Source organism: Myxococcales bacterium (assembly GCA_012513515.1).
GTDB lineage: Bacteria > UBA10199 > UBA10199 > 2-02-FULL-44-16 > JAAZCA01 > JAAZCA01.
This window is the reverse complement of record JAAZCA010000019.1, coordinates 35,054-47,478: the sequence shown is the minus strand read 5'-3', so window position 1 is coordinate 47,478 and position 12,425 is coordinate 35,054. Positions and strand designations below refer to the sequence as shown.

Here is a 12,425-nt window from a genome sequence, read left to right as displayed (position 1 = left end):
TGGATATTTTGAATCAGAATGCGGTTCCTATCGCGATGATGAGCATGCCGTCTTTGACGTTGGTCTTGAGCAGAGGATCTATGAGATTGCCGAGCCTGTCTCTGTTGACAACCACCACTGCATAGCCAAGCCTTCCGTGTATAGGAAGCCCGTGGCCTATTATAAAATTTGCTCTCAGCTCGGCGCCTACGCTCAGCAGAAAATCATCAAAGAATGTGGAAATGCTGTCCGAACCGCCTTCATGAGCGTTCCATGCGTTTCCATAATCTGCGAGCAGCGCCCCGCTGATATCCTTGAGGAAGAAAGGAACTGTCCCGGGGCCGCGCAGCACGTCCACTATTGGAAATCTGTACTCAGCTGAAAAGAGCATGGCTCTCGTTCTCGACAACGCCGAAACTGGAAGCCCCCTGAACGGGAAATAGTTATAGGAACCGCCGCTAGCGAGCGTCCCTTCCCCTATCGCGCCTCCCATTCCGAAGGTTCCCTGAACCAGGATATCTCCCCACGTAATACCGCCGCTGGCTCGGAGCGCCAGGACGTGATGATGCCATAGCCTTACATACTCTCGCCAATCCCCTGCGAATATTATCTGTTCATTTCTATCGCCGCTGCCAAAAATTTTATTCGTTCCGGTAATATGGAGATTTATCGTCCTGCCATTTTCAGGGCTTATCGACGCCGGATATTCCTCTGCATCGCCATAGCGATACTGCCCCCGCAGCCCCGCAAATTTACCGAGGTTGAGACCTGCAGCTTCTATCGGCATCAGAGAATTTTTTGCCTTATGGTCTTCATAATAGTACCCAAAAGAAAATGCATGCCTCTGAACAGGGACCGATAAGTAAGTAAAAAAACCGCGTCTCTTTTCATAAAGATGCATCTGCCTGCCGGTAGCTGCAAAAAGCACCTCTCCAAAATCAACGGCGTAATCTCTGAAACCAAAACCAAGGCTCGGTCTGAATCTGTTGTAGCTATAGCTGAAAGCAGACCCAAAATAATTAGCATCGGACCTATACGTTCCTGAAAGAATCCATCTGTGCCAGTTAAGAGGGTCGGTTCCGCCTGTGAATATCGTGGCAAAGAAGGCATCATCGCCGTAGGCCGCCCCTGGAATCACAAACCTCGGAAGAAACAGCGATTTACCGAACGCCACGTACTTTTCAGATTTTATCTCCTGCTCACCAGCAAATGGATTTGCGCCGACCAGTGAAAGTCCTTTTGGCAGGGAACTCTCTTCACCGGATTCACCGATGCCGACGCCAGTGAGATTCCCGCTCTTACTTTTTAAATAGTACGAACCTGAGCTCTCCTGTTTTTTCAAAGAGGAAACTGGCTCCTTGGCGTCGGGATGAACCACCATGCTCGCTATCTCAAATCCCTTCACCCCGTACATTTGAGCGATGATGCCGACGCCATGAACAAAGACGGGCTGAAACACCCCGGTCAGAACATTGGTGAGCATCTCCTTTTTGCCGCCGAAGGAATTAACCCTGTAGATATTGCTGATGCCGCTCTCGTCTGAAGCGAACAATACGAACTTGTCGTCAGAACTCCACGACGGGCGCGCCTCTATGATGAGTCCGCTTCCCGACGTGAGCCTGCGAGGATTTTTTCCGTCTATGTCATACCTGTACACGCGCCAGCCGTCCCCTTTCTTCCAAACCGACACGGCTATGTATTTTCCGTCATTCGAAACGCGCGGGTTTGCAAATTGGACAAACTGGCTTTCGCCCTTGGCTAAGATCGAACTCTTTTTCCCCTCAAAATCGTAGCGCATCAAGGAGTCGCTTCCCATGCTGCCTGCGACATAGACCAAAAACTTTCCGTCAGACGAAAAATCGGGGTCGCGCGCCCTCTTGCCATTCGTTATTTTTTTGATGCGTTTGTTTTTCTTTTCGATGTCAAAATCATAGACAGAAATGTCGTAGAAGTAGTCATACCTCTTGTAACGCGCCATAGCCGAATATGCCAGCTTTCTTCCGTCGGAACTCCAGGAAATCTGGCTGGCGTTGGCCTTCTTGGCGATCGTTTCAATTTTTCCACTCTCCAGATCCTTCACAAGAACACGCGGGGAATGATGAGGAGATGTCGCTGTGTAAGCGATCTTTTTCCCATCTGGAGAAATCTCTGGTGCGGAGAGTTGTTCATCTCTCGCGCTTGAGATCATTATCGAAAACTCGGTCAGCCCTGCTGCCACGAGAGGAGCACATTCCTTTTCGTACTTGTCTTTGAGAGACTGATACCATTCGCGCCAGAGCTCGTAGAAGGTCTTGCCATAGACATTTCTCGCTTGATGATTAATCATGCCCAGCAAAACCGACTTTCTGACGCGCTTGTCGAATTCCAGGAATTTTTCCTCTCCATAGTTATCGACGAGCCAGTGCACAAACATGATTCCGTAGGCATAAGCGGCCCTGTATCCAGGCCACTTCCACGACAGACCGTCGGCCTGATCTATTGCAGGAAATTTATTTTCAAGAACTGAAGTTCTGACGATCATCTCGCTGCTGCTGCCGCGTCCCCTTCCGCCTTCGGTGAGCGTCGTCTCGTCATACTGAGCAATGCCTTCCCTCAGCCAGGTCGGGTTTATTCCGGTTGGGGATACCGTCTTGCCGAGCAAAACCCTCACCGGATACCAGATGCCGCCATAGGCATCTATCTGGACGATGTGTGTGAACTCGTGAATGAGGAGCATCTTGAGCCAGTCGTCGTAATGCGCGAGGGGCGAATCCGGATCGGGAGGAACCACATATATGAGCATCCAGTTATAGGGAAGAACGGTCGCCATCCCATTTGAATCATCGGTGTTATCGACCAGCACAACTTCGGTCTGGCCCCACGGACGCCAGTCCCATCTCTCAGTGACCTGAGGATAAGCCTCTTCGAGAATCTGCGCCGCCTTTTTCGCAACGGGCTCTATCTTCTCCGGAAAGTTTATCTTGAAATGCTCGGTTCGGATCGTCCTCCAATTGAGCTTTGGATTGAAAACGGCCGCATCGGCGAAACTCGCCGAAAATACGGCCACAAGAAGAAGGATGACTACTGAAAATCCTTTAAAATCAGATAATTTTAGAGTTCGCATCGCGTGCGAATTTACCTAATTTCAGCGGTGATCACAATCCTTTTTGTCGTCGGTTTCCTCCTTATCGCCAGCGCTTCCACAGCAGCAACCTCCCGAAGAACAACCTTTAGAGGAATTCTTGAATTTACAGACCAGATATGCCACCGCAGCAACTACGAGCAGACCCAAAACGATTTTTTCCACGATTTCCTCCTAAATCAGGCCTATCCCAAAGGCCTGGCCGAACTGATATACCGCAAAAGTCACCACATAGGCAAGCGCGGTAAGCCCCACGGCTTGAAAGATTGCCCATTTCGTCGAACCGGTCTCCTTGCGCGTCATCACAAGCGTTGCGAAACAGGGAAACCCTATCAGGCAGAACAACATGACACATACCCCTACCAAAGGGCTGTAAAAGCGCTGCAGGACTTCGGTCATAGAGGATACGCCTTCGCCTTCGAGTGAAAATATGATCGACATCTGTGAGACAAAAACCTCTTTCGCGGCAAAGGCCCCTATCAGAGCCGTCCCGATTCTCCAATCGAAGCCGAGGGGTTTTATGGCCGGTTCGATGGCAGCGCCAATCTTTCCGGCTATGGAGCTCTTGAGAGCGACAGCCTGCAAGATGACCTCACTATCTTGGCGGGAACCCGCCTCCATGGCGGGATTGAAAACGGGGCGTGGATACGATGTAAGAAACCACATTATGATTGAGACTGCCAATATGAGCGTGCCTGCTTTTTTCAGGTACAGCTTGGAGCGTTCCCACATATGAATCAATATGCCGGACAAGGTCGGCATCCTGTAAGGAGGAAGCTCCATCACGAATGGAGAGGAATCCCCCTTTAGAACCGAAACCCTGAGGAGTTTTATCACGGCGACAGCCAGAACGATCCCCACAAAGTAGATGATCCACAAAACCTTCGGCCTCCAGCTTTCCGGAAAAAATGCCGGGATGATGAGGGTGTATATGGGCAGCCGCGCGCCGCAGCTCATCAGGGGTATGACAAAAATAGTCGCAAGTCTGTCGCGCCTGTTCTCGAGGGTACGGGTCGCCACGATGGCCGGCACTGAACATCCGAAGCCGATCACCATGGGTATGAAGCTCTTTCCATGCAGCCCTATCTTGTGCATTAGTTTGTCCATGATAAACGCTACGCGCGCCATGTAGCCGCTGTCCTCCAGGATCGATATGCACATGAACAGGAGGGCTATATTGGGAAGAAAGACCATCACCCCGCCGACGCCGGATATCATTCCGTCGATAACGAGGGATTTGAGCATGCTTTCAGCCGGCCAGAGGATTTCGATGCTTTCGGCAATCCAGCCTATTCCACCCTCTATCAGCCGCATCGGAAATTCGCTCAATGTGAAGGTGATATAGAAAACAGCGTACATGATCGCGAAAAAAAGCGGGATCCCAAAAATTCTGTGCGTGAGTATATCGTCTATGCTTTCAGAAAATCCTCCTTTTACATAGGCAGGGGCGCTGATCTGAACTTCGCGGTAGAGCCCTGCGGCAAATCCGTGCCGACGCTCCGCTATCAAAATATCCATCGGTGCGCCGTGATGTCCCTCTATCCCATCGGCCATTCGGCGCGCCTCCTCGTAGATCCCCTTTGCCGCGCTTCCCGTAAAACCCGCGAGCTTTTCGTCGATTCCGCGTTCGGCCTCCAGAAGTTTTACCGCAAACCATCTCGACTTGTGCCGCACTGATGAAGATTTTTCGGAGGCAGCATCTATCTTCGACGCTATTGTCGAAACAGCGTCGCCTATTTCCTGGCCGTAATCCACTGCGTTTGGAATCCTCGATGAGAAAGAGGCCCTGAGTATGGCCTCTTTCAGCGCTGATATCCCACACCCTCTGGACCCGACAGTTTCCACCACCTCGCACCCGAGCAGCTCGGATATCATGGCGAGATCGAGCTTCTGTCCCATCGACGCAGCGCGATCGCTCATGTTCAGAACAAGAACGAGAGGCCTCCCCAGCTCCAAAAGCTGGGAAGTGAGATAGGCGTTTCTTTCAAAATTAGATGCGTCGACCACATCGACTATGACGTCCGGATTTTCTTCCAGAAGAAAATCCCTCGCGACGCGCTCGTCCTCCGAACTGACCGTAAGGCTATACGTACCCGGAAGATCTACTGCGTGGAATTCATAGCCCGAGCAGTTGAACTTCCCCTCTTTCTTCTCGACGGTCACACCAGGATAGTTCGCAACCTTTTGCCGAGTCCCGGTCAGTGAATTGAATATCGTGGTCTTCCCCGAGTTGGGATTTCCCGCTATAGCTACCTTCAGAATTCTCTTTTTCATAGATTATGGCGAAACCCTCTCAACGCTGATATCTGCGGCCTCGTGTTTCCTGATCGAAAGGCTATAGCCGGAAAATCTGATTTCCATGGGGTCGCCCAGCGGCGCCACCCTCCTCACGTATACGCAGGCTCCTCTGACGAACCCCATCTCCGTAAGGCGCCTTCTTATGGGGCCTGACACGCCGCATACGACGGCGTGCTCTCCGGGCTTGATCATGTTGAGCGTAGTCATATAGAGGGCTCCCCCTTGTCGTCGAAGGCTTCTCCTGCGGATGCAAGCAGGTCGGAAATTCCCTTGATGCTCTTTCGGCTTATATGATGTTCGATCGCACAGGCGTCGTCATCCGCAGTTTTCGGATCGACCCCTACGACGTTGATGAAAAAATTTTTCAGTATGTAATGACGCCTCGCCACCTCCGTAGCGGCCTTTATTCCTGAAGGTGTGAGTCTGATGAAATCGTATTTGCCGTGGGTTACCAGATTCTGCTTTTCCAGTTTTTTCATAGCACCGCTGACCGATGCCATCGAAACTCCCTGCTCGGAGGCGAGATCCCGCACCCGCACGACCTTCTTATCGGCGGAGATCCTGAGTATCGCCTCGAGGTAGTCCTCCATGCTCTGGGAGAGCTGTTCCGTCATCTCTCGCTCCTTTAAAATGTTAGGCGTGGCTAACTATATAAGGCAGAACTAAAGGTCAAGGGAATTCAATCAATTCAATCATAATTCAATCAAATTCAATCAGACGGAGCAACAGCCACTCACCTTCCATCCACCGTCAGTCCAGGTCGGACGCACGTCGGACGGAGCACGTCGGACGGAGCAAAAACAGCCAACTGGAGTAAAATCGGTCACTCCTGCCTAAGCGATTCCACCCAAACACACGTTTAGAGCTATTTTATGAGAGTTCCAAATGGCATCCGATTTGCTTTCACCATTTACCATGGCCTATCTGCCTAGATATGAAATCATTTATGATGGCGCTTTCTTCCATGTCACCTGGCAGTGTCACAACAGGGACTGGTTGCTGCAATGGGAATGGGCAAAACGCGCGTACTATGATCTCCTCCTGAAATACAAAAACAGATACGGCGTAGAAATATATTCATACAATTTCATGGACAACCATCCGCATCTTGCGGGAAAACTGGATAGCAAAGAACAGTTTTCCGCATTTTTCCGCCTCGTGAACAGCAGATTCGCGAGGATCGTCAACAAGCAGCTCAAAAGACGCGGGCAGGTGGTAATGGATCGTTTCAAATCTCCGATAATCGAGTCCGACCACCAAATGCTGACCGTCATGGCATACATCGACCTCAACCAACACAGGGCCAAAAAGGTGAGGCATCCGAGGGATAACGACTGGTCATCCTATGGATATTACGCCTATGGCAGAGAAGATCCCTTAATAACACCATCCCCTTCATATCTCGCCCTAAGTGAAGATCCAATCGAACGACGACGGGAATATCGTGCCATCGTTGAATCCATCATAGAACATCGAAAAGAGCTGAACATCTCCCACACGTATTTCATAGGAAACCCGGACTGGGTGCTTGGAAAATATCGAGAGTTATGCACAAGGCTTGGACGAAAAATAAACGAGGCGATATTTCTAAGGCTGACTAGTCCTCCGGGACCAGAAGCAGAGGAATAGAACAGAATTTAAAAAATATTTTTCTCTAACTTGAAAAACGTGCAATTCCATATCCATTTACATTTACAAATTTTATTCATTAGTAGCTACAAAGAACTTCGAACTCTGAATCACCCTTTTTACAGGTACGATCTCTCCATAAAAATAATCTAATAATCGATTTTAAGGATAGCCCATGTCAACCTGGATTGATTTGGATCGTTTTGCTCCGTCTGACAGGCAGGCAGGGACAGGGACAGGCATGCACCAGTTCAAGCCCAGACATCACAACAGGAACAAGTCTTCGCCACTCCCATAGAGTTTATTTCGAAACCGGAGAGTATTTCTTCCATTTTGCCTGAAAGCCATCGCCGTCGACATCCACATAGATAGGATTGCTAAGTCCCCACGCCACAGCGCCGACCTTCTTGTCAACATGAAAGGATGAAAGGTCGGCAGGATCGAATTCCTCCGGCTCATTGCCGCTTTTGACAAGCACATTGGTCACCACCGGAAAGAGGGACCTATACCCGTCTGTCTTCCTCGTCCCGCGAGCGAGCGCGACCACCCATGAATCCTCGCTAAAGTTCATCTTGAACGAAAGGCTGGCATTTATGACCCCCCCTTCTTCGCTCCAATTCTCAAGAGTGCCGTCGGAAAGCCTGAAAACCCGCGAGGTATTGTATGTATATTTTGGAAGATGATACGGTTTGTAGAAGTCGGCGGGGTCCGCTGCGGAGCCCTGCATCGGAATTCCTGTATCGTCGTCGACTGGAATCGGCTCGGAGTTCGCGTAAATTTCCACAGTGTCGAACCACGCCCAAGAGGGGGCGCTAACCGATACTGTGATTTCTATATCGCGGCCCGATATTTTTTCTCCTATCGAAACCTTTTCGCCGGATTCATTTTTTGCAAACATCATCACAACCGGCCCGCAGGATACGGTTACCCTTCCACCCTTGATGGAGATCGCATATTCTTCGAGATCGATATCGGAATATCCGCCTCCGATGGCGTCGCGCGGATCGACGCTGCTCGCTATGTAATTCCTCGGCAGCCCCATGGGATTGGCCGCAGACCTATGGCTGTCGGATGACGCAGTAGCGGTGACCTGAAAACCCAAATTGAGCATGTTGAACCATGTCGGCAGCGCGGACTTGAAAAATATGTCACCGTCATGCTGATGAGGGCCGATCGTCAGTTCCATGGCATCGAAATCTGTCGTCACCAGGGCACTCGTACCAAACTCCAACGGAAAAGATGTACCGCTCGAACGCGGCTCCATCCTTCTTTCAACCGGATCGGCATAACTAGCCAGGGGCGCGACTCCATGCGTATCCATATAAAATGGCGTCGTCACCCAGCCGCTGGCGAGAGGAAGGCCTGTGGGGTTATCCATGATGTGATTGATCTGAATTACCTCCTCACCAGGGTCCTCCCTGAGGCGCGAGATAAGATCGTCTAAGGAAAGGCCGTAGTCGGGAGAGGGTGAAACCTCATCGCGATCCGACGCGCTCCAATCAACCGCGCCCCCCTCGGGATCGAGAGGATCCGCAAGCAGGGGAAAAACATTAAGATGCCCGTAATGATTGGGGGTGACTTCATCCCCCACTGAAACCTTTATTGAATCGGCCCTGACGATTCCCATTTTGACAGCGTTCGAAAGGGCATCCGAATAATCCAAAAGAAAATCGTGGTCCGTAGATTGAAGCACGTCGATGCCTTCGGCGGCTGCGGATAAAACTCTGAGCTCCAGAGGCATATTTGAATCAGGGCTGACGATAGAGTGAACGTGCAAGTCCGCCCCTATATAACCTGGGGTTCTTGTAGCACGCGAAAGAACGATATTCGAAAGCGATATCTTCGAGCCGGCCGAAACTTCGACTACCTGTTCATGCGAAGTATATTCCGGACCATGGGTTATCACGAATCTGTAAATCCCAGGCTCTATATTGAAAGACTTCTCGCCCGTAAGATCGAAGCTGCCGTCGACGCCGATGTATTTAAAGCCAGAAATCCCAAACGTCAGCTCCCAGTATATCGTAGACCTGAAGCGCCCGGCCGAACCTACCTTGTTCGGGCTCGGGTCCTCGCCGACTATCGTAAGCCTCGCAGGGATGGCATCTCCAGTCTCATCGTCAATCACCGGGCCTGTCATTTCAACAGTCCCCGTCTCGCCGAGCGTGCAAACGACGTGTGCCTTCGCCTCTGCAAAGAGATCGATATCTCCGGGCGAACATTCACCCGCATCGGATGTCCCGTTGAGGTGATACCCGGGGTATTCCACGATGATGCTGTACTTACCTCTGCCGAACAGACGGGATTTTGAATCGCCACCTGTTGGAAGAAGCCCTCCAAAACCTCCGGAGGAATTCGTACGATAGGTGATAAGAGTCGATCCTTTGTGCATAACTGCGACAGTAGCCCCTTCGACGGGATTCCCATCTGAGTCCACAACCGAACCGGTTATCGGTCGCGCCGCTACGCCTATCGCAGCAAGCCCTGCATCGAACACCGAGCCTGCCGAGCCGTCGCCCACGACGAAGATGCTCTTCACCGTCCTGGACTCCCCAGCCGGGATGGTAAAATTTATCGCCGGATCACCACCGCCGAGCGGGGTGAGCTTGAGAAATTCTTCTCCGAAGATTATTCCGTTCACACCTGAATAGCTGACTGAAGTTGTCGTCAGATAGTCGCCGGTCTCGGAATTTACGAACTGCGATGGGTCGAAGAAAAATCCGTAGGAGACGTCGACCCCTTCGAATCCGGCGAAGATCATAGCGGGAGTGTTGCTGCCCAGCTGGGTCATGAGATCCGGCGTAAAGCCAACCCCCGGTATCAACATCGAAATCTGCCCCGAATCATTTATGAACTGACCAATAGGAAGCTTCACATCGCGGTCGCCATCGTTTCTGAAAGTCATCTCTATTCTGACGTAGTTCTTGCCGGGCTCGAGAATAAAATCGGTCACAACCTCCCTGCTGATTTTTCTCAAGTCTTCGTAGATATTGAATGGATTACGCCTGTCGTCAAACCTGTTTGGAAAACTTATGCGCTGCCCTGCAACGGCCTCTGCAACATCGCCTATAAAATCCAGATCGAGATAATCGTACACGTCTATTATTCCGTAGGCACGAAGTATCTTATTCGACCCGTCGGAGCCATCCGAGATCACCTCGTAGTTGCGGTTGTTGACCGTCCACTCGATATTCACCAGCGGAAAGAGCGAACCAAGGTTATCCTGTCCGGCCCCCCCCTCTTTTCTGACTATATCCGCATCGATTATGTGTCCACCGAAGGAATTTACACCGGCATTTTTTCTAGGTTTCTGTATTATTACCCTGATCCGATCGTTCTGCAGAAGAACATCGCCGACGCGCCCCTGGGCCACAGGTCCACCTATCAGCTGCGAATCATCCGTGATCGTAAAAGGCGTCACAGGATACAGCGATCCATCTGAATTGAATAAATGCCCTCCCTTGCTCCCGCTGCACGAGGTAAAAAGCAGGAGGGCAAAGATACACAAAAATCTAAATGAGATTTTGTTTGGCATTTGCAACCTTATCGCCCCTATGAAGATTTTGTTGCGAAATTTGATGAAGATTTTTTAGACGGATTTTGCAGAATAGAAAAGGCGGGGTGCAGCATCGACATCACCCCGCCGCGTCATGGTTAACGTGTTGATTTATAAGAACATTATACTTAAGCCGGATTGACTGACATCCCATCTATGATGCTGCCGACCGTTTCCAGCGCATTCCCAAAGAGCAAGATTGCGTGCGGCTGTTCATACAGTGAGTTGGGAACCCCGGAGTAGCCCGGCTTTTCGTCGAGATTGCACACTATGACGCTTTTCGCCTCGTAGACCTTCAAGATAGGCATTCCAGTTATAGGAGTTCCTGGTTTATCTATAGCAGAGGGATTGACGACATCGCAGGCGCCGACGACCATCGCTACATCCGTCTCCGGAAATGATGGATTTATCGCATCCATCTCGAAAAGTTTGTCATAGGGGACATCGGCTTCAGCAAGAAGGACGTTCATGTGCCCCGGCATTCGCCCCGCCACCGGATGAATCGCAAAGCGAACCTCCTTGCCGGCCTTTTCAAGGAGCTGCGCTAATTCATTCACTCTGAATTGCGCCTGACCTATCGCCATGCCGTATCCGGGAACTATTACGACGCTCTTTGCGGAACCAAGCGCCTCCACCGCCCTTTCCAGCGGATCGCCGGAAGCGGCACCGGAAATTTCGTTTAAAACCGGCTCAGTAGCAGCCGCCATGCCATCTGAAAGAGAACCTCCCCAGAACACCTTGAGCATGCTCCGGTTCATAGCCTTGCACATCATGTACGTAAGTATCGAACCGGAAGCCGCGACGATCGCGCCTGCGGAAATCAAAAGGCGATTGCTGACTATGATTCCACAAAACGCAGCAGCTACACCTGAAGTCGTATTTAGAAAAGAAATGAGCACTGGCATATCAGCACCGCCTATGCGGATGGAAAATATGATTCCCAACGCACATCCTAAAACAGCCAGCGCAGCAGGAACAGCGATCACAGCTACAGGATTGGAACTCCCTACAAAAAATGAAAGGATAACTATCGCAATTGTAAGAAAGGCCATGATTGAATCATGGAACTTGAGAACCGACGGTTTTGGATTCATCATTCCCATGAGCTTTGCGCTTGCGACCATGCTGCCGCTGAACGTTCCGGCACCCACTATCACCCCCAAAAGCCCCGAGACCTTAGAGATCACCATCAAACCCTCGCCCCCCCCGCCTCTCCAGAGTTCTATGAAAGAGACCAGAAGCGCCGCAGCCCCACCGGCCCCATTTTGGAAAGCTACCATTCCCGGAATGTGTATCATCGTGACCTTAGCCGCGACAGCCCATCCGACTACGGCACCTATGATAAGCAAGGGCAAAACGAGTGCGGGATAGGCAAGGCCATCGTGAAAAAATACAACCAGTATGCCGCACATCATAGCGATTGCGGCCATGGCGTTTCCCTTTCTCGCCCCCTTGGGATTCCGAAACTGAGCGAGCCCCACAAAGAGTATCAGGACTATCAGGGCATCAACTATAATCGAAACTGATGAATTCACGCCTCCTCCTTGCGCTTTTTGAAAAGACCGAGCATGCGATCGGTTATCGCAAAGCCCCCGATGACGTTGAAGGTCGCCATGAGCAGAGCGACAGAGCCTATGATCTTTTCGATAACATTCATCGATGTAGAAAATAGAATCAGCGCACCGATGATAGTCACGCCCGAAATCGCATTAGTCATGGACATAAGCGGAGTATGGAGAAGCGGCGGGACCTTTGAGACCAGGAAATAGCTGACCAGAAGAGATCCTCCGAACACGCCCAGCAGAACGTAAAGATCAGTCATGATTTATTCTACCTTTCCTGAGT

General features: G+C 50.9%; 9 protein-coding genes. 1 reads left to right on the top strand and 8 read right to left on the bottom strand.

Annotated elements, in window-relative coordinates; translation table 11 throughout:
- Nucleotides 1–13: 13 nt before the first annotated feature.
- From GX659_03960 to GX659_03940, 5 genes are read right to left on the bottom strand one after another with little or no spacing between them, the layout of a single operon-like run.
- Nucleotides 14–3,082 (bottom strand): hypothetical protein, encoded by a 3,069-nt coding sequence (locus GX659_03960; protein NLD27942.1) that lies wholly within the window; start codon nt 3,080–3,082, stop codon nt 14–16.
- A gap of 21 nt (nt 3,083–3,103) precedes the next feature.
- Nucleotides 3,104–3,265: a hypothetical protein gene (locus GX659_03955; GenBank protein NLD27941.1), complete on the bottom strand. Its 162-nt coding sequence runs from the start codon at nt 3,263–3,265 to the stop codon at nt 3,104–3,106.
- Nucleotides 3,266–3,274: 9 nt separating this feature from the next.
- Nucleotides 3,275–5,374 (bottom strand): ferrous iron transport protein B, encoded by a 2,100-nt coding sequence (gene feoB / locus GX659_03950; GenBank protein NLD27940.1) that lies wholly within the window; start codon nt 5,372–5,374, stop codon nt 3,275–3,277.
- Nucleotides 5,375–5,377: 3 nt separating this feature from the next.
- Nucleotides 5,378–5,605, bottom strand: coding sequence for a ferrous iron transport protein A (locus tag GX659_03945; GenBank protein NLD27939.1), 228 nt, complete (start codon nt 5,603–5,605; stop codon nt 5,378–5,380).
- A complete protein-coding gene (locus GX659_03940; GenBank protein ID NLD27938.1) occupies nt 5,602–6,012 on the bottom strand; it encodes a metal-dependent transcriptional regulator in 411 nt (136 codons plus the stop codon). Before GX659_03940 ends, GX659_03945 begins: the two co-directional genes overlap by 4 nt.
- Nucleotides 6,013–6,283: 271 nt before the next feature.
- Between GX659_03940 and GX659_03935 the strand changes: the two genes are divergently transcribed.
- Nucleotides 6,284–7,027, top strand: a complete 744-nt coding sequence (locus GX659_03935) for a transposase (protein NLD27937.1) — start codon at nt 6,284–6,286, stop codon at nt 7,025–7,027.
- Nucleotides 7,028–7,328: 301 nt separating this feature from the next.
- Here the strand turns inward: GX659_03935 and GX659_03930 are convergent, their stop codons facing one another.
- The 3 genes from GX659_03930 to GX659_03920 form a co-directional block, all read right to left on the bottom strand.
- Nucleotides 7,329–10,559: a CehA/McbA family metallohydrolase gene (locus tag GX659_03930; protein NLD27936.1), complete on the bottom strand. Its 3,231-nt coding sequence runs from the start codon at nt 10,557–10,559 to the stop codon at nt 7,329–7,331.
- Between the two features lie 149 nt (nt 10,560–10,708).
- The gene (locus GX659_03925) at nt 10,709–12,115 is read right to left on the bottom strand and encodes an NAD(P)(+) transhydrogenase (Re/Si-specific) subunit beta (protein ID NLD27935.1); all 1,407 of its coding nucleotides are present in this window, start codon (nt 12,113–12,115) and stop codon (nt 10,709–10,711) included.
- Nucleotides 12,112–12,402, bottom strand: a complete 291-nt coding sequence (locus tag GX659_03920) for an NAD(P) transhydrogenase subunit alpha (GenBank protein NLD27934.1) — start codon at nt 12,400–12,402, stop codon at nt 12,112–12,114. The genes GX659_03925 and GX659_03920 overlap by 4 nt, the downstream gene beginning before the upstream one ends.
- Nucleotides 12,403–12,425 lie beyond the last annotated feature (23 nt).

Bases quoted from the DNA above. Each gene is read 5' to 3' on its own strand.
- GX659_03960 (NLD27942.1), bottom strand. From the start codon at position 3,082: ATGCGAACTCTAAAATTATCTGATTTTAAAGGATTTTCAGTAGTCATC.
- GX659_03940 (NLD27938.1), bottom strand. From the start codon at position 6,012: ATGACGGAACAGCTCTCCCAGAGCATGGAGGACTACCTCGAGGCGATA.
- GX659_03945 (NLD27939.1), bottom strand. From the start codon at position 5,605: ATGACTACGCTCAACATGATCAAGCCCGGAGAGCACGCCGTCGTATGC.
- feoB (NLD27940.1), bottom strand. From the start codon at position 5,374: ATGAAAAAGAGAATTCTGAAGGTAGCTATAGCGGGAAATCCCAACTCG.
- GX659_03930 (NLD27936.1), bottom strand. From the start codon at position 10,559: ATGCCAAACAAAATCTCATTTAGATTTTTGTGTATCTTTGCCCTCCTG.
- GX659_03920 (NLD27934.1), bottom strand. From the start codon at position 12,402: ATGACTGATCTTTACGTTCTGCTGGGCGTGTTCGGAGGATCTCTTCTG.
- GX659_03935 (NLD27937.1), top strand. From the start codon at position 6,284: ATGGCATCCGATTTGCTTTCACCATTTACCATGGCCTATCTGCCTAGA.